The following is a 22,000-nucleotide window of genomic DNA, read 5'->3' as shown; positions in this document are numbered from 1 at the left end:
CCTCGGGTCACGTTGACAGGCCGGGGCGCGCGGTCCAATCCCTCGGCCCACATTCCGGCATTTCCATGGATGACCCCATGAAGGTTCTCGTCCCCGTCAAGCGGGTGATCGACTCCAACGTCAAGGCCCGCGTCAAGGCGGACCAGACCGGCGTCGACCTGGCCAACGTCAAGATGAGCATGAACCCGTTCTGCGAGATCGCGGTCGAGGAGGCCGTGCGCATGCAGGAGGGCAAGGGCGGTCACGCGGCGGGCACGGCGACCGAGATCGTCGTCGTCTCCATCGGGCCGATGCAGGCGCAGGAGACCATTCGCACCGCGCTGGCCATCGGCGCGGACCGCGGCATCCTGATCCAGTCCGACGCCGACCTCGAGCCCCTGGCCGTCGCCAAGGTGCTGAAGGCGGTGGTCGACGAGGAGAAGCCGGATCTGGTCCTGCTGGGCAAGCAGTCGATCGATGGCGACAACAACGCCGTGGGTCAGATGCTGGCCGCCCTGCTGGACTGGCCGCAGGCCACCTTCGCCGGGAAGATGGAGATCAGGGACGGCAAGGCCGTGGTCCAGCGCGAGGTCGACGGCGGCCTGCAGACCGTGGCGGCCCAGCTGCCGGCGGTGGTGACCGTGGACCTGCGCCTGAACACGCCGCGCTACGCCTCCCTGCCGAACATCATGAAGGCCAAGAAGAAGGAGATCGCCACGAAGGCGGTCGCCGACTACGGCGTCGACGTCGCGCCGCGCCTGAAGGTGCTGAAGGTGACGGAGCCGCCGAAGCGGGCAGCGGGCGTCAAGGTCGCCTCCGCCGAAGATCTGGTCGCCACGCTGAAGTCCGCGGGAGTGCTGTAAATGACCGTTCTCGTCATCGCCGATCACGACGGCTCCGCCCTGCGCGACACCACCCACAAGACCGTCACGGCCGCGAAGGCGCTGGGCGGCGACGTCCACGTTCTGGTCGTGGGCCAGGCCGCGAAGGCCGTGGCCGATCAGGCCGCGAAGATCGACGGCGTCGCCAAGGTGCTGCTGGCCGAGAGCGCCGAACTGGGCAAGACGCTGGCCGAGGCGGTCGAGGCCACCGTGCTGCCGCTGGCCGGCGGCTATGACGCCATTCTCGCCCCCGCAGGCACGGACGGAAAGAACTTCTCCCCACGCATCGCCGCGAAGCTGGACGTGGCCCAGATCTCGGACATCGTGGAGGTCGTGAGCCCCGACACCTTCGTGCGCCCGATCTACGCCGGCAACGCGCTGGAGACGATCCAGAGCTCGGACGCCAAGAAGGTGATCACCGTCCGCCCGACCGCCTTCACCGCGGCCGGCGAGGGCGGCTCGGCGCCGGTCGAGACCGTCTCGGGCGCCGACGCGCCGAAGACGGACTTCGTGTCCGAGGAGATGGTCAAGTCCGACCGACCCGAGCTGGGCGCGGCGAAGATCGTCGTCTCCGGCGGCCGCGCCTTGGGCTCCGCGGAAGAGTTCCACGCCGTGATGGACCCGCTGGCCGACAGGCTGGGCGCCGCCGTGGGCGCGTCCCGTGCCGCCGTGGACGCCGGCTATGCCCCGAACGACTATCAGGTCGGGCAGACCGGCAAGGTCGTGGCGCCCCAGCTGTACATCGCCATCGGCATCTCCGGCGCCATCCAGCATCTGGCCGGGATGAAGGACTCCAAGGTCATCGTCGCCATCAACAAGGACGCCGACGCCCCGATCTTCCAGGTCGCCGACTATGGCCTGGTCGCCGACTACAAGACCGCCGTGCCGGAGCTGATGAAGGCGCTGGGCTGAGGCTTCACCGAAGCGGCAGGAACAGGTCCGCCGCGGCGCCCCTCTCGGGTTCGTCCAGGAACAGACGCTGGCAGTAGATGGGGAAGTCCCTCATTTCCTCCCCGCTGCCCGGCAGCCATTCGCGGTAGAGGAACTGAGCGGCCGGCTCGAGATTGTGGGTGTCGCCGGTGACGCGCAGCACGGCGCATCGGCCGCCGGGGATTTGGCCCTCGCGCACTCCGTCTCCTTCGACCTGACGGTCGGGGCCGACGCCCACGCAAAGGTCCATCCGATAGTCCGCCGGGTCGGCCGGCCGTCGCTCCGAATGCCATATGTTGAAGGTCGGACTCGTCCTCGGGCTCAGCCCCATCGTCTTCCGCCACGCGATGAAGCGTTGGATCGTCGCGTCGATCGAGGAGGGATCGCCGCGGTGCTCGAACAGAGCGACCCGGACGGGGTCGACCTCGCGGATCGTCACGGCGGCGGCGTCGTAAGTCATCGGCATCAGCTTGCTCCTGGCTGCGTTCATCGGCCCTAGGGCCTGAAGCCACGACGCCCAGTCGGGCGACTTCCGGAACCGGGACGGCGACTGGTTGAACCGCTGACGGAAGGCCCGCGCGAAGGCGTCGGGCGTCTCGTAACCGGCCTCCATAGCGATGTCGGTGACGCTGCCGTCGCCGGCCTCAAGCCGTCGGGAGGCGCGTCGCAGGCGCGCCAGCTGCACATAGCGATGCAGAGACAGGCCGAACGTCGCGGCGAACTGTCGGTGGAAGTGAAATTTCGAGAAGGCGGCGACGCCGCTCACGGTTTCCAGATCCAGGTCGTCGTCAAGGCGCCGGTCGATGTGATCCAGCACCCTGATCATCCTGGCCCTGTAGTGGTCGAGCGCCGCAGTCATCATGTTCCGTTCGTCGTGGCGTCCCCATGATGCCGCCCGCCGCGGCGCGCGCTCGTCCGATCTTGCGGTATCGACTTGCGAGACGTCCATCGCGCTTTCGGTTTGACGGACGGCCCCGAATTCCCCGTAATCCCCGCCTCGGCCGAGGGGGTCGACCGTTCGGGGGTTCCGCATGAAGTCCGTTTCCCTGCTGGGCGTCAGCCTGGCCGCGCTGGTGCTGTCCGCCTGCGCCACCACCGGGTCGTCCGATTCCGGCGAGGCGCCCGAGACGCCGCGCGAACGCAAGGCGATGGCGCAGGGGCTGGATCCGGCCACCGTGGCCGATCCCTATCCCTCGACCTATCGCGGCCTGCCGCGGGAGAACATGGCCATCGTCGGCGGCACCGTGTTCGACGGCGCCGGCCGCAGGATCGAGAACGGCGTGGTGATCGTCACCGACGGCCGCATCGCCGCCGTCGGCGGCGCGTCCACGCCCGTGCCCGGCGGCCACCGCGTCATCGACGCCCGCGGCCGCTACGTGACGCCCGGGATCATCGACGTGCACAGCCATCTCGGCGTCTATCCCTCGCCCGGCGTGCAGGGCATGAGCGACGGCAACGAGGCGACCAGCCCCAACACCGCGCAGGTGTGGGCCGAGCATTCGGTCTGGCCGCAGGATCCGGGCTTCAACACCGCCCGGGCCGGGGGCGTGACGACGCTCCACATCCTGCCCGGCTCGGCCAACCTGTTCGGCGGCCGCGGCGTGACCCTGCGCAACATCCCGTCGGTGACGATGCAGGGCATGAAGTTCCCGGGCGCGCCCTACACCGTGAAGATGGCCTGCGGCGAGAACCCCAGCCGCGTCTATGGCGGCCGCAACACCTCGCCCGCGACGGGCATGGGCAACATGGCCGGCTATCGCGCCGCCTTCATTTCCGCGCGGGATTACAAGGAGAAGTGGGACCGGTGGCGCGAGACGGGCGAAGGCACGCCGCCGACGCGCAACCTGCAGATGGACACGCTTGTCGGCGTGCTGGACGGGTCGATCCTGATCCAGAACCACTGCTATCGCGGCGACGAGATGGCGCTGATGATCGATATGTCGAAGGAGTTCGGCTACCGCATCACGACCTTCCACCACGCCACCGAGGCCTACAAGGTCGCCCCGCTGCTGGCGCGCGAGAACATCTGCGCGGCCATGTGGACCGGCTGGTGGGGGTTCAAGATGGAGGCGCTGGACGGGATCGAGGAGAACGTGGCCCTGGTCGACGCCCAGCAGGGCAGCTGCGCCGTGGTGCATTCCGACGACGCGGAGCTGACCCAGCGCCTGAACCAGGAAGCCGCCGCCGCCGTCGCCGCGGGCCGTCGCGCCGGGCTGACGATCACGGAGGAGCACGCCATGAGCTGGATCACCTCCAACGCCGCGCGGGCCATCGGCATCGAGGACGAGACCGGCTCTCTGGAAGCCGGAAAGCGCGCCGACGTGGTGATCTGGAGCGCCAATCCGTTCAGCGTCTACGCACGGGCCGACCAGGTCTACGTCGACGGCGGTCTGGCCTTCGACCGCGCCGATCCGGCCTTCCAGCCGCTGTCCGACTTCGAACTGGGCCAGCCCGGCCACGGCCAGACGGCCGCCGGCGTCCGCCAGGGAGCCCGCTGATGATCCGCCGCACGCTTCTGACGGCCGCCGCAATCATGGCCGTGGCCGGCCCCGCCCTCGCGCAGGAAGTGACCGCCATCGTCGGCGGCCGCGTCCATACCGGCACGTCCGTGATCGAGAACGGCACCGTCGTCATGCGCGACGGCCGCATCGTCTCGGTCGGGACGGGGGCCGCGCCCTCCGGCGCTCGCGTGGTCAGCGCGGCCGGCAAGGTGGTGACGCCCGGCATCGTCGCGGTGGATTCCGGTCTCGGCGGTTCGGAGGTCTCGTCGGTCGGCGACGACCTGAGGAACGCCTCGAACACGCTCAGCGCGGCGTTCGACGTGTCGTACGGCCTCGACCCCTGGTCGATCACCCTGCCGACGGCGCGTCTGGGCGGCGTGACCCGCGCCGTGGTGGTCCCGAACCATCCCGGCTCGTCCGGCGGCCACTATCACGAGGAGGACACCGCCGGCGCGGGCGAGGGCGGCTTCCACACGCCCGGCCTGTTCGCCGGCCAGGCGGCGGTGATCCATCTGGGGCAGGGCGCGGACATTCTGGTCCGGCCGCGCGTGGCCATGGTCGCGCCCTTCGGGGACGCAGGCGCGGGCGTGGCGGGCGGCGCCCGCGGGGCGGAGTTCACCCTGTTCCGCGAGACGATGGCGGAGGTCCGCCTCTATGCCCGCAACCGTGCGGCCTATGAGCGGGGAAACCTTCGCGACCTGTCGCTGTCGCGCGCGGATCTGGAGGCCCTGATCCCCGTCGCCGAGGGGCGCATGCCGCTGATCGTCACGGTCAGCCGGGCGTCCGACATCCTGATGGTGCTGCGCCTGGCCGACGAGGAGAACATCCGCGTCATCCTGGACGGCGCCGAGGAGGGCTGGATGGTGGCCGACCGGATCGCTGCGGCGAACGTGCCGGTGCTGCTCAATCCGATCACCAACCTGCCGGGCAATCTGGAACGCCGCGGGGCGCGGATGCAGAACGCGGCCGCCCTGAACGCCGCCGGCGTGGTCATCGCCATCAAGGGCAACGAGGGCTCGATCCACCGCGCGCGCGAGACCCGCTACAACGCCGGCAACGCCGTGTCGCACGGCCTGCCGCACGACGCCGCCATCGCGGCCATCACCGCGAACCCGGCCCGAATCTTCGGCTTCGACGGCCAGTTCGGCACGATCGCGCCGGGCGCGGAGGCGGACGTGGTGATCTGGTCGGGCGACCCGCTGGAGCCGCTGACGCAGGCCGAGGCGGTGTTCGTCAGGGGCGTCGAGCAGCCGATGACGGCGCGCAACCTCCAGCTCCGCGACCGCTACCGGCAGGGCGGGGAGGGGGCGTATCCGCCCGCCTACGGCCGCTAGGACACGTTTGGACAATCCGGCCGCGAAAGGCTGGAGAACGACTGCACATCGTCCTGTCCTGATGAAGAAGGCCCCCTCCGTCGCCGGAGGGGGCCTTTTCCATGCCCGGAAGATACCTCAGTGGGCGCCGTCGCCCGAGGCCGCCTTGCGCGCCTGAGCCCTCCGGCTCCACATGTTCAGCATCTCGACCAGGGCCGAGAAGGCCATGGCGGCGTAGATGTAGCCCTTGGGCACATGGGCGCCGAAGCCTTCGGCGATCAGCACCATGCCGATCATCAGCAGGAAGCCCAGCGCCAGCATCACCACGGTCGGGTTCTTGTCGATGAAGTCGCCCAGCGGGTCGGCGGCCAGCAGCATGACGGCGATGGCGACCAGCACGGCCACGACCATGATCGGCAGGTGCTCGGTCATGCCCACGGCGGTCAGGATCGAGTCGATCGAGAAGACCAGGTCGATCAGGATGATCTGGACGATGGCGCCGCCCATGTTGGTGACGACGACGTCCTTCGTCTTGTTTTTCTCCAGCAGGTCCTTGCTGGGCGCGGGATCGACGGAGTGGTGAATCTCCTTGGTGGCCTTCCAGACGAGGAACAGGCCGCCGGCGATCAGGATCATGTCCTTCCACGAGAAGGCGTTGCCCATCACCTCGAAGACCGGCGCGGTCAGGGTGACGATCCAGGCGATGGTCGACAGCAGGATCAGGCGCATGACCAGCGCCAGCGAGATGCCGATGCGGCGGACGCCGGAGCGCTTCTCGGGCGGCAGCTTGTTCGAGAGAATCGAGATGAAGATCAGGTTGTCGATGCCGAGCACGACCTCCATCACCACGAGGGTGATCAGGGCGGCCCAGGCGGCGGGGTCGGTCAGGAGAACGGCGATGTCTTGCATCAGGGCTGACTAGCACGCGCGCGACGCCCGACAAGGCGACCGAACGGCACAGGTCGTCGCACCCCCGACTTATGGCCACTGGACCCGGGCGTCGCCCTCGCCTAGCCAAGGCGGACCGCCGCTCCAGCCCCCAGGTGACGCTTGCCCTCAGGACTCGCCGCCCTTCTCGACGACGTCGCCGCCATCGCCAGGATGGCCGCCGCCTCGGTCGACGACGTCTCGGCCGCCGCCGGCCGCGCCAGCATGAAGGCCGCCGGCGTGGTCGTGGACGACGCCGCGGTGACTCCCGGATACGCCATGGGCTTCTCGCCCGACCGCGAGCTGCCGATCGTGCGGAAGATCGCGGTCGGCTCGCTGAAGAACAAGTTCATCTTCCTGTTGCCGGGCGCGCTGCTGATCAGCGCCTTCGCGCCGTGGGCCCTGACGCCGCTGTTGATGGCGGGCGGCGCCTATCTGTGTTTCGAGGCCGCGGAGAAGATCTGGGAGCATCTGGCCGGGCATGACGACGGAGAGACGCCGGTCGACGAACTGGCCCTGTCGTCCGAGGAGCGCGAGAAGGAGATGGTGGGATCGGCCGTGCGCACCGACCTGATCCTGTCGGCCGAGATCACCGCCATCGCTCTGGCGGATCTCGCCGGGCGTCCGTTGGCGACGCAGGCCGCGGCGCTGGCCATCGTGGCCCTGCTGGTCACGGCAGGGGTGTACGGCGTGGTCGCGCTGATCGTGAAGATGGACGACGTCGGCCTGCATCTGACGCAGCGGCGATCGGCGTCGGCCCAAGCCGTGGGCCGCGGTCTGGTGAAGGCCATGCCGGTGGTGCTGAGCGCGCTGGCGACCATCGGCACGGCGGCCATGCTGTGGGTCGGGGGCGGGATCATCGTCCACGGCCTGCATGAGTACCACCTGGACCTGATCCCCGGCGTCGTCGAAGGTCTCGGGCACTGGGCGGGCAGCGTGCCCGGGCTGGGGCCCATCACGGGATGGACAGCGCGGGCGGCCGCGTCAGCCGTCGTCGGTCTGGCCGTCGGCGCCGTGATCGTCGCGGTCCTGCACCTGCTCCCGAAAAAGAAGTCCGCGCACGGCGCCGCGCACTGACGCTGCGACCCGCCGCCTCGGTTGCGGTTTGGGGGTTAAGGTGCTATCCGGCGCCCGGCTGAACCGGGAACGGCCGTCATGGACGCGTTTCCGGCGTGCTTTCTTCAAGCATTCCAAGCCCTTGGTCGGAGCGAGCCCTCGCCGCCGGTCACGCCCCGAACGCATCATCCGGACGGATTCAATTGGCTGACGAATTCAGGACCACCGAGGTCGGCGACCGCTACGCCCAGGCGCTGTTCGACCTGGCCGACGAGACGGGCTCGCTGGACGCCGTGCGCGCGGACCTGAAGTCGCTGCGGGCCGCCCATGGCGAAAGCGCCGACCTGCGTCGCCTGCTGAACTCTCCCGTGCTGAAGACCGAGGACCAGTCGAGGGGCCTGCTGGCCATCGCCGACAAGGCTCGCTTCAACCCGACCACCCGCAACTTCCTGGGCCTGCTGGCGCAGAACGGCCGCGCCCGCGACCTGATGGGCGTGGTCGTCGGCTTCGAGCGCCTGTATGCGAAGAAGACCGGCGTGGTGGCCGCGGAGGTCGTCTCGGCCCAGCCGCTGTCGACCACCCAGCTGACCCACGTGCGCTCGGCGCTGCTGAAGGCGCTGGGCAAGGCGCCCGAACTGACCGCCCGCGTCGATCCGTCGATCCTGGGCGGGCTGAAGGTGAAGGTCGGCTCGAAGCTGTTCGACGCCTCGCTGAAGACCAAGCTCGACCAAATGAAATTCGCCCTCAAGCGGGCGTAAGCCCGCGCCGAACCAAGAATGCAGCGCGCCTGACGGCACGCCCCAGAGACGAAGACGAAAGAGACCGCAATGGACATCCGCGCCGCTGAAATCTCGGCCATCCTGAAGTCGCAGATCGCCAACTTCGGCGTCGAGGCGGACGTCTCCGACGTCGGCCAGGTGCTGTCGGTCGGCGACGGCATCGCCCGCATCCACGGTCTGGACAACGTCCAGGCCGGCGAGATGGTGGAGTTCCCCAAGGCCGGCGTGAAGGGCATGGCCCTGAACCTCGAGCGCGACAACGTCGGGGCCGTGATCTTCGGCGCCGACGCCGCGATCGCCGAGGGCGACGAGGTCCGCCGCCTGGGCGAGATCGTGGACGTGCCGGTCGGCAAGGGGCTGCTGGGCCGCGTCGTCAACCCGCTGGGCGAGCCGATCGACGGCAAGGGCCCGATCCAGTTCACCGAGCGCCGCCGCGTGGACGTGAAGGCGCCGGGCATCATCCCCCGCAAGTCGGTGCACGAGCCGATGCAGACCGGGCTGAAGGCGATCGACACCCTGATCCCGATCGGCCGCGGCCAGCGCGAGCTGATCATCGGCGACCGTCAGGTCGGCAAGACCGCCGTCGCCATCGACGCCATCCTGAACCAGAAATCGGTCAACGCGACGGACGACGAGTCCGCCAAGCTGTACTGCATCTACGTGGCCGTCGGTCAGAAGCGTTCGACCGTCGCGCAGATCGTGAAGACGCTCGAGGAGTCGGGCGCGCTGGAATACACGATCGTGGTCGCCGCCACCGCGTCGGAGCCGGCCCCGCTGCAGTTCCTGGCGCCGTTCGCCGGCACCGCCATGGGCGAGTTCTTCCGCGACAACGGCATGCACGGCCTGATCGTCTATGACGACCTGTCGAAGCAGGCCGTGGCCTATCGCCAGATGTCGCTGCTGCTGCGCCGCCCGCCGGGTCGCGAAGCCTATCCCGGCGACGTCTTCTACCTGCACAGCCGCCTGCTGGAGCGTTCGGCCAAGCTGAACGCCGACTACGGCTCGGGCTCGCTGACCGCCCTGCCGCTGATCGAGACCCAGGCCAACGACGTGTCGGCCTACATCCCGACCAACGTGATCTCGATCACCGACGGCCAGATCTTCCTGGAATCCGACCTATTCTACCAGGGCATCCGCCCGGCCGTGAACGTCGGCATCTCGGTGTCGCGCGTGGGCTCCTCGGCCCAGACCAAGGCGATGAAGAAGGTCGCCGGCACCATCAAGGGCGAGCTGGCCCAGTACCGGGAAATGGCCGCCTTCGCGAAGTTCGGCTCGGACCTGGACGCCTCGACCCAGAAGCTGCTGGCCCGCGGCGCCCGCCTGACCGAGCTGCTGAAGCAGCCGCAGTACAGCCCGCTGACCATGGAAGAGCAGGTCGTGTCGATCTATGCCGGCACGCGCGGCTATCTGGACGGCGTCGCCGTGGCCGACATCGGCCGCTTCGAGCGCGAACTGCTGGCCCGCATCAAGTCCTCGAACCCCGGCCTGCTGGAAGGCATCCGGACGAAGAAGGACCTGACCGCCGAGCTGGAGACCGAGCTGAAGTCGGTTCTGGACGGCTTCACCAAGACGTTCGCCTGAGACCGACCTGAAGACTAACTAAGGAAGAGCAGCGCCGGATGGCCAGCCTCAAGGAAATGCGCAATCGGATCGGAAGCGTGAAGTCCACGCAGAAGATCACGAAGGCCCTGAACATGGTCGCCGCGGCCAAGCTGAAGCGCGCCCAGGACCAGGCCGAGAGCGCGCGTCCCTATGCCCGCAAGATGGCCGCCGTCATCGCCAACCTGGCGGCGGGCGTGTCGGGCGACGGCGCGCCGAAGCTGCTGGCCGGCACGGGCCGCGACCAGAAGCACCTGATCGTCGTCGCCACCGGCGACAAGGGTCTGGCGGGCGGCTTCAACACCAACGTCATCCGCGCGGCGCGCGAGCGCATCAACGCGCTGATCGCGCAGGGCAAGGACGTCCGCATCGTCGCCGTGGGCCGCAAGGTCCGCGACGGGCTGACGCGCCTGTACGGCGACCGGCTGATCCGCACCTTCGAGATGAGCGAGCACAAGACCGTCGGCCTGCCCGCCGCCGAGCCGGTGGCCGCGTTGATCGCCGAGGAGTTCGAGGTCGGAAACGCCGACGTGGTGACCCTGTTCTACAGCCGCTTCCAGTCGGTCATCGCCCAGGTGCCGACCGCGAAGCAGCTGATCCCGGCGGTCGTGGACGGCGACGCCGCTCCGATCGACCTGAACGGCGCCGTCTATGAATACGAGCCGTCCGAGGAGGAAATCCTCGACACCCTGCTGCCGCGCAACGTCACGACGCAGGTGCTGGCGGCCATGTACGAGAACCAGGCCAGCTTCTTCGGGGCCCAGATGGGCGCCATGGACAACGCCACGCGCAACGCCGGCGACCTGATCAACAGCCTGACCCTGCAATACAACCGCAAGCGCCAGGCCCAGATCACGACCGAACTGATCGAGATCATCGCGGGCGCCGAAGCGCTCTGATCCCCATATACGCTGACACGACTTTCCGAACGGACCGCACGCCATGACCGACACCGTCGCCCCCAAGAAGACCCCGACCCGCAAGCCCGCGGCCCCCAAGGCCCCGAAGGCCGCCGCCGCGCCGACGGCCGCGACGCCGACCTCGGCGGTCGCCGCCGGCCGCATCGCCCAGGTGATCGGCGCCGTCGTGGACGTGGAGTTCGAGGGCCATCTGCCGGCCATCCTGTCGGCGCTGGAAACCCAGAACGTCGACCAGAAGACGGGCGAGCCCTTCACCCTGGTTCTGGAAGTCGCCCAGCACCTGGGTGAGAACATGGTCCGCGCCATCGCCATGGACACGACCGAGGGTCTGACCCGCGGCCAGCCGGTGACGGACACGGGCAGCTCGATCCTGGCGCCGGTCGGTCCGGGCACGCTGGGCCGCATCATGAACGTCGTCGGCGCGCCGATCGACGAGCAGGGCCCGATCAAGACGACGATGTACCGTCCGATCCACCGCGAGGCCCCGAGCTTCGAGGAGCAGTCGACCAGCTCTGAAATCCTGGTCACCGGCATCAAGGTCATCGACCTGATGTGCCCCTACACCAAGGGCGGCAAGATCGGCCTGTTCGGCGGCGCCGGCGTGGGCAAGACCGTGACCATGCAGGAGCTGATCAACAACATCGCCAAGGCGTACGGCGGCTATTCGGTTCTGGCCGGCGTGGGCGAGCGCACGCGCGAAGGCAACGACCTGTACCACGAGATGATCGAGTCCAACGTGAACGTGGACCCGACCAAGAACGGCGGCTCGACCGAAGGCTCCAAGTGCGCCCTGGTCTACGGCCAGATGAACGAGCCTCCGGGCGCCCGCGCCCGCGTCGCCCTGACCGGCCTGGCCCAGGCCGAGTACTTCCGCGACGAGGAAGGCAAGGACGTGCTGCTGTTCGTCGACAACATCTTCCGCTTCACGCAGGCCGGTTCGGAAGTGTCGGCGCTGCTGGGCCGCATCCCTTCGGCCGTGGGCTATCAGCCGACGCTGGCCACCGAGATGGGCAACCTGCAGGAGCGCATCACCTCGACCAAGAAGGGCTCGATCACCTCGGTGCAGGCCATCTACGTGCCCGCCGACGACCTGACCGACCCGGCGCCGGCCGCCTCGTTCGCCCACCTGGACGCGACGACCGTGCTGAGCCGCGACATCGCCGCCCAGGCCATCTTCCCGGCCGTGGACCCGCTGGACTCGACCTCGCGGATCATGGACCCGCTGGTCATCGGCGAGGAGCACTACAACGTCGCCCGCTCGGTCCAGGAAGTGCTGCAGCAGTACAAGGCGCTGAAGGACATCATCGCCATCCTGGGCATGGACGAGCTGTCGGAAGAGGACAAGCTGGTCGTGGCCCGCGCCCGCAAGATCCAGCGCTTCCTGTCCCAGCCCTTCTTCGTGGCCGAGCAGTTCACCAACTCGCCGGGCAAGTTCGTGTCGCTGGAAGACACGATCCGGTCGTTCAAGGGCATCGTCGCCGGCGAATACGACCACCTGCCGGAGGCCGCCTTCTACATGGTCGGCGCCATCGAGGAAGCCGTCGAGAAGGCTCAGAAGCTGGCCGAGAGCGCCTGATCCATGGCGGGCAAGCTGAACTTCTCGCTGGTGTCGCCTGAGCGCGAGGTCTTCTCGGGCCTGGTGGATCAGGTCGACGCCCCGGGCGTCGAGGGCGACTTCGGCGTCCTGGCCGACCACGCGCCGTTCATGACCGCGCTGAAGGAAGGCACGGTCACCGTGATCGACGGCGCGACGCGCCGCCGCTTCGAGGTGCACGGCGGCTTCGCCGACGTGACGCCGGCCGGCCTGACCATCTTGGCCGAGCGCGCCGAGGAGCTGGCCGAGGCCTGATCGGGTCCGGAGGATGATTTGCGACGGCCGTCTTCCGCGAGGGAGGCGGCCGTTTCGCTATGCGGCGAAGCGGGCGAAGGCGGTCAGGACCTGCTCATAGACGCCGCGCTTGAACGGCACGATCAGGCCCGGCGCCTCGTCGAGCCGCGCCCAGCGCCAGGCGTCGAACTCGGCCTCGCCGTGGGCATCCAGGTCGACCTCCGCGTCGTCGCCCGTGAAGCGGTAGGCGAACCAGACCTGCTTCTGACCCTTGTGCCCCCATTTCGCGCGGGGGCCGCCGAGGTCGGGCGGGAAGTCGTAGGCGATCCAGTCCGCCGTGCGGTCGAGGTATTCGACCGACGAGACGCCGGTCTCCTCCAGCAACTCGCGACGGGCGGCGGTCTCCAGATCCTCGCCGTCGTCGACGCCGCCCTGCGGGAACTGCCAGCGCCACGGCCCGGGCGTGTTGACGCGATGACCCAGCCAGACGTGGCCGTCCCTGTTGAACAGGACGACGCCGACGTTGGGTCGATACAGGCTGAGGTCGCGGGTCATTGGGGCGGTGCGGCGGGGAGCATGGTGAGGCTCTCCCCACATAGGCGCCCGGGCCCGAAAATCCTAACCCGCGGGTCAGCCGGCGCGGGTCATGGCGCTGGCGGGGGCCAGCTGCAGGCCACGGGCGTCCAGACCGGCGGCCCAGCGGGCCACGGCCTCGACCGTGACCGGGTAGCCGAAGCCGGTTCCCAGCGCGCCGCCGCGCTGCTTGGCGAGGGCCTCGACGGCGTTGAGGCGGCCCATGATGGCGGCGGGGGTCTGGACCTCGTCGACCACGTGATCGGCCGAGGCGCGGGCCCAGGCGCCGGGGCGGCGACGGGCCAGTCCGTCGTCGACGAAGGCCACGCCGCGGCGGCGCAGCTCGCCCATGAAGCTGGCGAAGCCGGCGTCGGAGGCCATGAACCGGTCGCCCAGATAGTTCATCACGGCGAAGTAGCCGGTGGCGCGACCCAGCAGCCAGGGCAGCTTGGCCTCGACGTCGGCGGCGCCGCCGGAGGCCAGCAGGGTGTAGGGGCCGGGGTCGTTGTCGGGATAGCCCGTCGGCTCCATCGGGATCTCGATCATCACCTCGTGGCCGTGCGCCCGGGCAAGGTCGATCCAGCCCTGGAGGCCCTCGGCATACGGGACGAAGCTGAGCGTGATCTCGGCCGGCAGGCGCTCGATGGCGGCGCGGGTCGTGACGGCGTTCAGCCCGAGGCCGCCGACGATCATCGCCACGCGCGGCTTGCCGTTCGGACGGAAGGGGCGGGCATAGGCCTGGGCCGGCACGCGGCCGTCGTCGGCGATGACCGGCTGGGGCCCGTTGGGATCGGGCGCGAACAGGCCGGCGATGGGAGCCTGGCTCAGGGGCGAGGCGGCCGTCAGGCGCGGCGCGGTGAAGACCGGGCCGGCCCCGGCCACCGTGGCGCCGTCGGGCAGGGTCAGCGTGGCCTCTCCGCCCGCGGCGGCCGGGTCGGCGGCCAGATCTTGATAGGCGCCGCCCAGCCCGGCGGTGAAGGCTTCGAGGCCGGTCGGCGGCGCCGCGGCGGGACGCGCCTCGCGGTTCAGCCCGGCGCGGGCCGAGGGGTTGGCGGCGGAGGGATCGCCCAGCACCGCGACGAAGAGGGCGACGGCGGAAAACAGCAGGACCGCGGACCCCGCGACGGCGACCGGAGGCTTGCGGAAGGCGCGCAGAAGCGGGGCGAGGCCGGCCGCCAGGCTGCGGCGCTCGGGCGGGCGCCCGGCTGAGGCGGCGAGCGCGGACTGGCGTTTGGCGAACATGGTCACGGCGGATTCACACCCTTGCGGGCGCGATGATGCCGCCGTGCCGGTTAAGAAACCCTAACGCGCCGTTAGGGGCGTTCGTTAGGACCTGGGCTCACTCTTCGGGCGTGGCGAGGGCCGCGTTCTGCTGGCCGGGCGGGGTGACCACGATGCCGGCCGGAGCGGGGGACAGGGCGGCCAGATTCCCGCCCGCGCGCAGGACGTCGAAGGCGCGTTCCAGCTGATAGTCCTTGTCTTCCGGCCACTCCTCGCCCGGGGCCTCCTGCGGCGTATGGGGCCCGCGACGCTCCGCGCCGATGGAGGCGTCCAGCGAGTTGGCGTAGGCGGCCTCGGAGTAGACGAAGGAGGAGCGCGACACGATCCGCGCCTCGGCCGCCGACCGCGACACCTCCAGATCCGGCTCGATGCCGATCTTCTGGATGGAGCGGCCCGACGGCGTGTAGTAGCGCGCCGTCGTGATCGACAGGGCGCCGTCCTGACCGCCGCGCAGCGGGATCACCGTCTGCACCGAGCCCTTGCCGAAGCTGGTCAGGCCGACGATCGTGGCCCGCTCGTGGTCCTTCAGCGCGCCCGCGACGATCTCCGACGCCGAGGCCGAGCCGTAGTTGACCAGCACGACGATCGGCTTGCCGTCCGTGAGGTCGCCCGGCTTGGCCGACCAGCGGTCGATCTGCTCCGGGCGGCGGCCGCGCTGGCTGACGATCTCGCCGCGCTCCAGGAAGGCGTCGGAGACGCCGACCGCGGCGGACAGCAGACCGCCGCCGTTGTTGCGCAGGTCGACGACGTAGCCCTTCACGCCCGGATTGGCGGTCTTCAGCTCGCCCAGCACGCGGTTCAGGTCGCGTACGGTGTTGTCGTCGAAGGTCGAGATGCGGATGACGGCGAAGTCGCCCTCCATCCGGCCGGTGACGGACTCGATCTTGATCACCTCGCGGGTCAGGGTGACCTCCAGCGGGTCGGAGCCGTCGCGCAGGAAGGTGACGGCGACCTGGGTGCCCGGCGCGCCGCGCAGCTTGTCCGAGACTTCAGAAACGCTGAGGCCGGCGGCGCTGGCGCCGTCGATGACCGAGATGACGTCGCCCGCCTGCACCCCGGCGCGGGCGGCGGGGCTGCCGTCCATGGGCGAGATGACCTTCACCAGTCCGGCCTCGGAGCTGATGGTCAGGCCGACGCCCGAATACTGACCCTCGGTCCGCTCGCGCAAATCGTCGAAACCGGCGGGCGCGAGATAGGCCGAGTGGGGGTCGAGCGCCGTCATCATGCCGCCCAGCGCGGCCTCGATCAGCTTCTTGTTGTCGACCGGCACGACGTAGGCCTGTTCGACCACGGCCAGCACGTCGCCGAAGAGCTCCAGCATGCGGAAGGTTTCGTTGCGCGGGGTCTGGGCCACGGCCGTGACGGCGACGGCACCGAGCGCCACGGCGGCGCATCCGGCGATGAGGGCTTTGCGCATTCGGTCTCGCATCTTCGTCTGTTCGCGCGGGCGCGCGGGGAGGAAACTCAAATCAGCGGGCCGGCCGCGGCGGAAACAAGGCGGGCCGGTCCGGGACCGATAAAATCAGCGTCAGGACGGTCGCGCCAGAGGCTTCGGCGTCCGGGCGATCAGCGAGCCTCGAGGAAGCGGGCGGGATCGACGGGCGTCTCCTCGCGGCGCAGCTCGAACTGAAGGTCGCCGCCGACGCGGTCGCGGCCCACGGACTGCCCCGCCTCCACCCGCTGGTCCACCTCCACCGAGGCGGCGCCGAGCCCCAGCAGCACGACGTGCCAGCCCTGCCCCAGATCCAGAAGAACGATCGTGCCCCACGTCTCATGCGGGCCGACATGGGCGACCCGGCCGGGCGCGGGCGCCCGGACGTCGCCCCCGGTCCCGGTCCAGCGCCAGCCGGCGGCGCCGCGGCCGAAGCGGACCAGCGGCGGCCCGTCGACGGGCCGAACCAGCCGGTCGCGTCCGGCGGGAAGGGCGGAAACCCGCGCGACGGCGCCGGCCGGCACCTCAGGCACCTCGGCGCCCATGCGTCGAAGACGGGCGGCGAGGGCGGCGACTTCCGAACGGGCGGCGCGCGCCTCGGCGGCGAGGACGACGGCGCGGGACCGCCGGGCGGCGCCGCGATCGGCCGCGGCCGCCGCGCGCTCGCCGGCCGCGCTGTCCGCGGCCAGCGCTCCGGCCTGTGAAAGGAGGACGACACGCCGGGCGTGGGCGACCTCGGCGCGTCGCGCTTCGAGGCCGGCGGCGCGGAGCTCGAGCGCCAGCGCGGCCTCGCGCATCAGAAGGCCCGCTCGCCGGGCCTCGACCGCGCGGCGGACCGGCACGACCAGCGCAGGCGGCGGTCGTCGCGTCAGCCGCTGGAGGCCGCCCAGGAGCCGTCCCTGCGTCGCCCTCAGCCGGGTCAGGCCGGCCAGCAACGGCGCCTCCTGCGCGGCGAGGGCGTCGAGGCGTGTCCGGTCGGCGGCGGGGGCGGCGTCGACCGCGGCGGGAGCGGCGGCGGCGCGGGTTGCGGTGGCGGCTTCGTCCTCAAGGCGCCTGAGACGCACCACGGCGTCGCGGTAGCGGGCCTGAAGCTGGGCGACCTCCTCGCCGTCACGCGGCTGGACGCCCGACGCGGGCGCGGCGGCCAGGGCGAAGGCGGCGAGGGAGATGAGCAGCAGGCGACGCATCAGTCGCGATGATAGGGCGAACCGGCCAGGATGGTCACCGCGCGATAGATCTGCTCGGCGAGCATGGCCCGGGCCAAAGCGTGCGGCCATGTCTGGGGGCCGAAGGCGAGGGTGGAGGCGGCGGCCCCGCGCACGCTCTCGTCCAGTCCGTCCGCCCCGCCGACGGCGAAGACGAGGCGCCTCTCGCCCCGGTCGCGAAGGGCGGCCAGATGCCCGGCGAAGTCGCGGCTGGAGAAAGTGCGGCCCCGCTCGTCGCAGGCGATCAGGTGCGCGTCCTCCGCGGCCTTCAGGATCAGCTCGGCCTCGGGCGCCTTGCCGGGCTTTCGGGGCTCAAGGTCGACCAGTTCGAGCGGACCGAGGCCCAGCGCGCGGCCGGTGAGGGTCGCGCGGTCGGCGTAGTCGGCGGCCAGCGTCGCCTCGGGGCCGCGCCCGGGCCTGCCGATGGCGACGATCGCCAGCTTCATGAAATCAGGCGCGGGAGTCGGCGCGGTGGCCGCTGTCGACGGCCCAGATCTTCTCGATGTTGTAGAAGGCGCGCACTTCCGGCCGGAACAGGTGGACGATCACGTCGCCCGCGTCGATCAGCACCCAGTCGCAGTGCGGCAGGCCCTCGACCCGGGCCTTGCCCATGCCGTGCTCCTTGAGCACGCGCAGCAGGTGGTCCGCCAACGCGCCGACATGGCGGTGCGAGCGGCCGGACGCCACGATCATGGCGTCGGACATGGAGGATTTGCCCTTGAGGTCGATCAGGACCAGGTCCTGGGCCTTGTCCTCGTCCAGTTTCGTGATCAGGGCCTGTTCCAGAGGCGTCGATCCGACCGGCGGCGGCGCGTCGGACCCGTCCTCGGGGCGCAGCGGCGGAATGGGGTCGGACTCATGCGCCGTGTTGGAGACGGCGGGCGCGCGGGGCGCGGAAGACGGGGACAGCTGAGGGCTCCGGAGACGTGGACTTGAGGACGGACCCTATCACGGACGGGCCGTGGGGTCACGACCCGGGAGCGAAGTCGGCCGGAAGGCCGTCGCGGGCCAGCCTGCCGCCGGTGAAGCGCACGTCCTGCGTGACCTCGGGCCCGAAGAAGAGCGGGGGCGACCAGGCGCGCATCGCCGCGGGGTCCGTGAACTCCGCCTCGGCCATGACGAGACCGGTCAGGGGGCCGGCGAAGACGTCGATGAAGACGTCGGCGCCGTCGATCGGGCCCAGCGAGTGACGGGTCTTCTCAAGCACGCGGCCGGGCAGGGCGGACAGCAACCGGAACTCATCCGGCGACAGGTAGATGGAGGTGAGCAGACGGACGGAGGCGTCGACGTCGGCCTTGCGCCCGAGCCTGAGCATCGGCGGCCCACCGTCGTGGGACACGGCCTCGCGCAACCGGAGCTGAGTCCCTTCGACGTACAGGTCGCGGAAGTCCTCGGAGCCGCGCACGAGGTCGAGTGGCACGTCCCGGCACAGCCAGCGCCGCTCATGTTCCACCCAGGCGTACTTGGCCTTGGGCCAGCCCAGCGAGGCCGCGATCGCCCGATCGACCTGCGTCATGCCGGCGGACTCGCCTGCGCGGCCGCGCGCAGGGCCGTCGAGGACCGGGGGTTGAGCGGCGCCGACAGATAGGCCCAGGCGGGCGCCTCCATCAGAGGCAGCAGCTGGGCCCGGGCCGCGGGGACGCGGGCGAAGGCGAAGCGGCGCGCGGCCGGGGCGGCCCGGCTTTCCAGAAGGCTGCCCGGACGGGCGATCACGGCCACTGGCATCAGCCGCATGATGTCGGTCCAGCCGCGCCACAGGTCGAAGGACGCCAGATTGTCCGACCCCATCAGCCAGACGAAATTCACGTCGGGATGGCGCGATTTCAGCGCCCGCAAGGTGTCGATGGTCCAGCTGGTGCCCACGCGCGTCTCGAAGTCGGACACGATCATCGACGGCCCGCGCGCCCAGCGTCGGGCGGAGGCCATGCGCTCGACCAGCGAGGCCGACTGGCTGGGATCCTTCAAGGGGTTCTGCGGCGAGACCAGCCAGACGACGCGGTCGAGGCCGAGCCGCGTCAACGCCGTCTCCGCGACGTGGGCATGGCCGTCGTGGGCGGGATTGAAGCTGCCGCCGAACAGGCCGACGCGCATGCCCGGTTCCAGATGCAGGCCGTCGCGCAGCGCCCCGGAACGGGGGCCGAAGGCGCGCGGCGCGGGTCCGGCATGGAAGAAGCTCAAGGGATGGGCGCGTCCGGCGGCTTATGCTCAGGCTCGCCCTAACACGCGCCGCGCCGCGTGTAACCTCAGTCGGGCCGACGCTTGAATGTGTCGCCGACCTCGGTCGCGTCCGGGCCGTCGGGTCCGGCGGAGCGACGCTCGCGGTCGGCGTTGCGCTTCACGGCGGCGTCCGAGGTCGAGGCGTCGGGCCGGCCCAGCGGGATCGCCCCGTTGTCCTCGCGGCCCTTCGTCTGGATCGGTTTCGACATGGCGGTCTCCTTTGCAGGGCAACCGCCGGGGCCGGGCGCGGTTCCCTAGGGGCGCCAGCCGCCGGGCGTCTCCTCGACGGGGCCATGGTCGTCCGCGTCGTCGGGCAGGGCGATCTCGCCGCGGGTGCGGCGGACCACGGTCCACGCGGCGCGCAGCAGCTCCTCCACCCCTTCCCCGGAGACGCCGGAGACCAGCAGGGGACGGACCCCTGCCGCCGTCTCGAGCTCCGCCGCCTTGTCGGCCCGCGCCTCGTCGGTCAGGGCGTCGACCTTGTTGAGGGCGAGGATCTCGATCTTGTCGCCGAGGCCCTGACCATAGGCCTCGAGTTCGTGGCGGATCGTGCGCCAGGCGCCGGCGACGTCGTCCTGCGTCGCGTCGACGAGATGGATCAGACAGCCGGAGCGCTCGACGTGACCGAGGAAGCGGGTGCCGAGGCCGGCGCCTTCAGACGCGCCCTCGATCAGGCCGGGAATGTCGGCGATGACGAAGCGCTCGTTGGGGCTGAGGTCCACCGTGCCGAGATTGGGGGCCAGGGTCGTGAACGGATAGTCGGCGATCTTGGGTCGCGCGGCCGAGACCGCAGCCAGGAAGGTCGACTTGCCGGCGTTGGGCAGGCCGGCCAGACCGACGTCGGCGATCAGCTTCAGACGCAGCCAGATGGCGCGCTCCTGCCCTTCCTGACCGGGATTGGCGTGGGTGGGGGCCTGGTTGACGGGGCCCTTGAAGCGGGCGTTGCCCCAGCCGCCGTTCCCGCCGCGCAGCAGCATCTCGGTCTTGCCGGCATGGTCCATGTCCAGCAGGACCGTCTCCTTGTCCTCATCCAGCACCTGGGTGCCGACGGGGACGCGCAGGATCACGTCCTCGCCCTTGGCGCCGTGCATGTTGCGGCCTTGGCCGTGATTGCCGGTCTCGGCCTTGAAATGCTGCTGGTAGCGGAAGTCGATCAGGGTGTTCAGGCCGTCGACGGCGGTGATCCAGACGTCGCCGCCCTTGCCGCCGTCGCCGCCGTCGGGCCCGCCGTGCGGAATGAATTTCTCGCGCCGGAACGACACGGAGCCGCCGCCGCCGTTGCCGGAGCGGATGTAGATCTTGGCCTGGTCGAGGAACTTCATCGGACTTCTTGTGCGCTACCGCTCGCGACGCGGTCGCTCGCTGCCTGAGCGCGGCTTATGCCGCAGAAGTCCGGCCAGCGCGAGCAGCCTCCCCCTCCGGAAGGAGAGGGAGGCGCGTTGATCACCCCCACACGCCGTAGGGGTCGCTCCACTTCAGGCCCAGCGCCTCGCCGACGGCGGGGTAGGTCAGCTCGCCGTTCAGGACGTTCAGGCCCCGCGCGAGGTGCGGATTGGTCTTGAGTGCGTCCAGACCGCCGTCGGCCAGCGCCAGGCCGAAGGGCAGGGTGGCGTTGTTGAGCGCCTCGGACGAGGTGCGCGGGGCGGCGCCGGGCATGTTGGCGACGCAGTAGTGGACCACGCCGTCGACGACGTACGTGGGATCCTCGTGCGTGGTCGGCTTCGAGGTCTCGAAGCAGCCGCCCTGGTCGATGGCGACGTCGACCAGCACGCTGCCGGGCTTCATCTGCTTGAGGTGCTCGCGCTTGATCAGCTTGGGCGCCTCGGCGCCGGGGACCAGCACGGCGCCGATGATGACGTCGGCCTTGACCAGCTCCTCCTCGATCGCGCCGATCGAGGAATAGCGCGTGATGACGCGGCCCTGGGTGACTTCGTCGATGTACGCCATGCGCGGGATGGAGCGTTCCAGCACCACGACCTCGGCGCCGAGGCCCAGCGCCATGCGCGCCGCGTTCAGGCCGACGACGCCGCCGCCGAGAACCAGCACGCGGGCGGGCGCCACGCCCGGCACGCCGCAGAACAGCAGGCCCATGCCGCCGTTGTGCTTCAGCAGGGTTTCGGCGGCCGAGAAGACGGCGATGCGGCCGGCGACTTCGGACATCGGCGCCAGCAGCGGCAGGCCGCCCTTGGCGTCGGTCACGGTCTCATAGGCCACGGCGGCGCAGCCGGAGGCCATCAGGCCCCTGGTCTGCTCCGGATCGGGCGCGAGGTGCAGGTAGGTGAAGAGGATCTGGTCCTTCTTCAGCATCTCCCACTCGACCTTCTGCGGCTCCTTGACCTTCACGATCATGTCGGAGCCGGCGAAGATCTCGGCGGCGGAGCCGGCCAGCTTCGCGCCGGCCTTCCTGTAGTCGGCGTCGGTGAAGCCCGCGCCGAGGCCGGCGCCGGCCTCGACCGTCACGTCGTGGCCGTGGGCCACGTACTCGCGCACGGCGGTCGGCGTCAGGCCGATGCGGTGCTCGTTCTTCTTGATCTCCTTGGGGACGCCGACGCGCATCTGGGATTTCCTCGTCTGAAGGG

Annotated in this window: 23 protein-coding genes; 10 read left to right on the top strand and 13 right to left on the bottom strand. The window is 70.4% G+C overall.

Annotated features, from left to right (window positions below):
- Positions 1-77: 77 nt before the first annotated feature.
- Positions 78-842 carry an electron transfer flavoprotein subunit beta/FixA family protein gene (locus VGR32_RS03140; protein WP_327447948.1) on the top strand — a complete coding sequence of 255 codons (765 nt, stop codon included), beginning with the start codon at positions 78-80 and terminating at the stop codon, positions 840-842.
- Positions 843-1,772 (top strand): electron transfer flavoprotein subunit alpha/FixB family protein, encoded by a 930-nt coding sequence (locus tag VGR32_RS03135; RefSeq protein ID WP_327447947.1) that lies wholly within the window; start codon positions 843-845, stop codon positions 1,770-1,772.
- A 4-nt stretch (positions 1,773-1,776) separates the two neighbouring features.
- On the opposite strand, the gene VGR32_RS03130 is transcribed toward VGR32_RS03135, so the two are convergent.
- Complete coding sequence (locus tag VGR32_RS03130; RefSeq protein WP_327447946.1) at positions 1,777-2,652, bottom strand: AraC family transcriptional regulator; 876 nt, start codon at positions 2,650-2,652, stop codon at positions 1,777-1,779.
- A gap of 169 nt (positions 2,653-2,821) precedes the next feature.
- Here VGR32_RS03130 and VGR32_RS03125 point away from each other — a divergent pair, with 169 nt between their 5' ends.
- A complete protein-coding gene (locus tag VGR32_RS03125) occupies positions 2,822-4,288 on the top strand; it encodes an amidohydrolase (RefSeq protein ID WP_327447945.1) in 1,467 nt (488 codons plus the stop codon).
- Positions 4,288-5,625 (top strand): amidohydrolase family protein, encoded by a 1,338-nt coding sequence (locus VGR32_RS03120; RefSeq protein ID WP_327447944.1) that lies wholly within the window; start codon positions 4,288-4,290, stop codon positions 5,623-5,625. The genes VGR32_RS03125 and VGR32_RS03120 overlap by 1 nt, the downstream gene beginning before the upstream one ends.
- A 117-nt stretch (positions 5,626-5,742) precedes the next feature.
- Here VGR32_RS03120 and VGR32_RS03115 read toward each other — a convergent pair whose 3' ends face one another.
- On the bottom strand, positions 5,743-6,513 hold the full coding sequence (locus VGR32_RS03115; protein ID WP_327447942.1) for a TerC family protein: 771 nt from the start codon (positions 6,511-6,513) through the stop codon (positions 5,743-5,745).
- 141 nt (positions 6,514-6,654) lie between these two features.
- On the opposite strand from VGR32_RS03115, the gene VGR32_RS03110 reads away from it, so the two are divergent.
- From VGR32_RS03110 to VGR32_RS03085, 6 genes are all read left to right on the top strand, one after another.
- Positions 6,655-7,608, top strand: coding sequence for a DUF808 domain-containing protein (locus VGR32_RS03110; protein ID WP_327447940.1), 954 nt, complete (start codon positions 6,655-6,657; stop codon positions 7,606-7,608).
- A 182-nt stretch (positions 7,609-7,790) separates the two neighbouring features.
- A complete protein-coding gene (locus tag VGR32_RS03105) occupies positions 7,791-8,345 on the top strand; it encodes a F0F1 ATP synthase subunit delta (RefSeq protein WP_327447938.1) in 555 nt (184 codons plus the stop codon).
- Positions 8,346-8,414: 69 nt separating this feature from the next.
- Positions 8,415-9,947: a F0F1 ATP synthase subunit alpha gene (gene atpA / locus VGR32_RS03100; RefSeq protein ID WP_327447935.1), complete on the top strand. Its 1,533-nt coding sequence runs from the start codon at positions 8,415-8,417 to the stop codon at positions 9,945-9,947.
- 38 nt (positions 9,948-9,985) lie between these two features.
- Positions 9,986-10,864: a F0F1 ATP synthase subunit gamma gene (locus tag VGR32_RS03095; protein ID WP_327447933.1), complete on the top strand. Its 879-nt coding sequence runs from the start codon at positions 9,986-9,988 to the stop codon at positions 10,862-10,864.
- A 43-nt stretch (positions 10,865-10,907) separates the two neighbouring features.
- On the top strand, positions 10,908-12,461 hold the full coding sequence (gene atpD / locus VGR32_RS03090; protein ID WP_327447931.1) for a F0F1 ATP synthase subunit beta: 1,554 nt from the start codon (positions 10,908-10,910) through the stop codon (positions 12,459-12,461).
- Positions 12,462-12,464: 3 nt separating this feature from the next.
- Positions 12,465-12,734 carry an ATP synthase F1 subunit epsilon gene (locus VGR32_RS03085; RefSeq protein WP_327447929.1) on the top strand — a complete coding sequence of 90 codons (270 nt, stop codon included), beginning with the start codon at positions 12,465-12,467 and terminating at the stop codon, positions 12,732-12,734.
- A 57-nt stretch (positions 12,735-12,791) separates the two neighbouring features.
- Here VGR32_RS03085 and VGR32_RS03080 read toward each other — a convergent pair whose 3' ends face one another.
- The 11 genes from VGR32_RS03080 to ald form a co-directional block, all read right to left on the bottom strand.
- The gene (locus VGR32_RS03080; RefSeq protein ID WP_327447927.1) at positions 12,792-13,268 is read right to left on the bottom strand and encodes an RNA pyrophosphohydrolase; all 477 of its coding nucleotides are present in this window, start codon (positions 13,266-13,268) and stop codon (positions 12,792-12,794) included.
- A gap of 75 nt (positions 13,269-13,343) precedes the next feature.
- A complete protein-coding gene (locus VGR32_RS03075) occupies positions 13,344-14,528 on the bottom strand; it encodes a divergent polysaccharide deacetylase family protein (protein ID WP_327448011.1) in 1,185 nt (394 codons plus the stop codon).
- Between the two features lie 97 nt (positions 14,529-14,625).
- The gene (locus VGR32_RS03070) at positions 14,626-15,984 is read right to left on the bottom strand and encodes a S41 family peptidase (RefSeq protein WP_327447925.1); all 1,359 of its coding nucleotides are present in this window, start codon (positions 15,982-15,984) and stop codon (positions 14,626-14,628) included.
- 149 nt (positions 15,985-16,133) lie between these two features.
- Entirely contained in the window at positions 16,134-17,186 is a 1,053-nt protein-coding gene (locus VGR32_RS03065; protein ID WP_327447923.1) for a murein hydrolase activator EnvC family protein, read from the bottom strand.
- Positions 17,186-17,650, bottom strand: coding sequence for a 23S rRNA (pseudouridine(1915)-N(3))-methyltransferase RlmH (gene rlmH / locus VGR32_RS03060; protein WP_327447921.1), 465 nt, complete (start codon positions 17,648-17,650; stop codon positions 17,186-17,188). Before rlmH ends, VGR32_RS03065 begins: the two co-directional genes overlap by 1 nt.
- Before the next feature lie 4 nt (positions 17,651-17,654).
- A complete protein-coding gene (rsfS, locus tag VGR32_RS03055) occupies positions 17,655-18,050 on the bottom strand; it encodes a ribosome silencing factor (RefSeq protein ID WP_327448009.1) in 396 nt (131 codons plus the stop codon).
- 121 nt (positions 18,051-18,171) lie between these two features.
- Positions 18,172-18,720, bottom strand: a complete 549-nt coding sequence (locus tag VGR32_RS03050; protein ID WP_327447919.1) for a hypothetical protein — start codon at positions 18,718-18,720, stop codon at positions 18,172-18,174.
- Positions 18,717-19,382: a nicotinate-nucleotide adenylyltransferase gene (locus VGR32_RS03045; protein ID WP_327447917.1), complete on the bottom strand. Its 666-nt coding sequence runs from the start codon at positions 19,380-19,382 to the stop codon at positions 18,717-18,719. The genes VGR32_RS03050 and VGR32_RS03045 overlap by 4 nt, the downstream gene beginning before the upstream one ends.
- A gap of 65 nt (positions 19,383-19,447) precedes the next feature.
- The gene (locus VGR32_RS03040; RefSeq protein WP_327447915.1) at positions 19,448-19,630 is read right to left on the bottom strand and encodes a hypothetical protein; all 183 of its coding nucleotides are present in this window, start codon (positions 19,628-19,630) and stop codon (positions 19,448-19,450) included.
- 45 nt (positions 19,631-19,675) lie between these two features.
- Positions 19,676-20,743: a GTPase ObgE gene (gene obgE, locus VGR32_RS03035; protein ID WP_327447913.1), complete on the bottom strand. Its 1,068-nt coding sequence runs from the start codon at positions 20,741-20,743 to the stop codon at positions 19,676-19,678.
- 121 nt (positions 20,744-20,864) lie between these two features.
- The gene (gene ald / locus VGR32_RS03030) at positions 20,865-21,977 is read right to left on the bottom strand and encodes an alanine dehydrogenase (protein ID WP_327447910.1); all 1,113 of its coding nucleotides are present in this window, start codon (positions 21,975-21,977) and stop codon (positions 20,865-20,867) included.
- Between the last annotated feature and the right edge of the window lie 23 nt (positions 21,978-22,000).

This window comes from Brevundimonas sp. (genome assembly GCF_035935935.1).
Taxonomy (GTDB): domain Bacteria; phylum Pseudomonadota; class Alphaproteobacteria; order Caulobacterales; family Caulobacteraceae; genus Brevundimonas.
This window is presented reverse-complemented; position numbering and strand designations above follow the sequence as displayed.

Coding starts and splice junctions, on each gene's coding strand:
- VGR32_RS03140 (WP_327447948.1), top strand. CDS start 78: ATGAAGGTTCTCGTCCCCGTCAAGCGGGTGATCGACTCCAACGTCAAG.
- VGR32_RS03135 (WP_327447947.1), top strand. CDS start 843: ATGACCGTTCTCGTCATCGCCGATCACGACGGCTCCGCCCTGCGCGAC.
- VGR32_RS03130 (WP_327447946.1), bottom strand. CDS start 2,652: ATGATGACTGCGGCGCTCGACCACTACAGGGCCAGGATGATCAGGGTG.
- VGR32_RS03125 (WP_327447945.1), top strand. CDS start 2,822: ATGAAGTCCGTTTCCCTGCTGGGCGTCAGCCTGGCCGCGCTGGTGCTG.
- VGR32_RS03120 (WP_327447944.1), top strand. CDS start 4,288: ATGATCCGCCGCACGCTTCTGACGGCCGCCGCAATCATGGCCGTGGCC.
- VGR32_RS03115 (WP_327447942.1), bottom strand. CDS start 6,513: ATGCAAGACATCGCCGTTCTCCTGACCGACCCCGCCGCCTGGGCCGCC.
- atpA (WP_327447935.1), top strand. CDS start 8,415: ATGGACATCCGCGCCGCTGAAATCTCGGCCATCCTGAAGTCGCAGATC.
- VGR32_RS03095 (WP_327447933.1), top strand. CDS start 9,986: ATGGCCAGCCTCAAGGAAATGCGCAATCGGATCGGAAGCGTGAAGTCC.
- atpD (WP_327447931.1), top strand. CDS start 10,908: ATGACCGACACCGTCGCCCCCAAGAAGACCCCGACCCGCAAGCCCGCG.
- VGR32_RS03085 (WP_327447929.1), top strand. CDS start 12,465: ATGGCGGGCAAGCTGAACTTCTCGCTGGTGTCGCCTGAGCGCGAGGTC.
- VGR32_RS03080 (WP_327447927.1), bottom strand. CDS start 13,268: ATGACCCGCGACCTCAGCCTGTATCGACCCAACGTCGGCGTCGTCCTG.
- VGR32_RS03075 (WP_327448011.1), bottom strand. CDS start 14,528: ATGTTCGCCAAACGCCAGTCCGCGCTCGCCGCCTCAGCCGGGCGCCCG.
- VGR32_RS03070 (WP_327447925.1), bottom strand. CDS start 15,984: ATGCGCAAAGCCCTCATCGCCGGATGCGCCGCCGTGGCGCTCGGTGCC.
- VGR32_RS03065 (WP_327447923.1), bottom strand. CDS start 17,186: ATGCGTCGCCTGCTGCTCATCTCCCTCGCCGCCTTCGCCCTGGCCGCC.
- rlmH (WP_327447921.1), bottom strand. CDS start 17,650: ATGAAGCTGGCGATCGTCGCCATCGGCAGGCCCGGGCGCGGCCCCGAG.
- VGR32_RS03050 (WP_327447919.1), bottom strand. CDS start 18,720: ATGACGCAGGTCGATCGGGCGATCGCGGCCTCGCTGGGCTGGCCCAAG.
- VGR32_RS03040 (WP_327447915.1), bottom strand. CDS start 19,630: ATGTCGAAACCGATCCAGACGAAGGGCCGCGAGGACAACGGGGCGATC.
- obgE (WP_327447913.1), bottom strand. CDS start 20,743: ATGAAGTTCCTCGACCAGGCCAAGATCTACATCCGCTCCGGCAACGGC.
- ald (WP_327447910.1), bottom strand. CDS start 21,977: ATGCGCGTCGGCGTCCCCAAGGAGATCAAGAAGAACGAGCACCGCATC.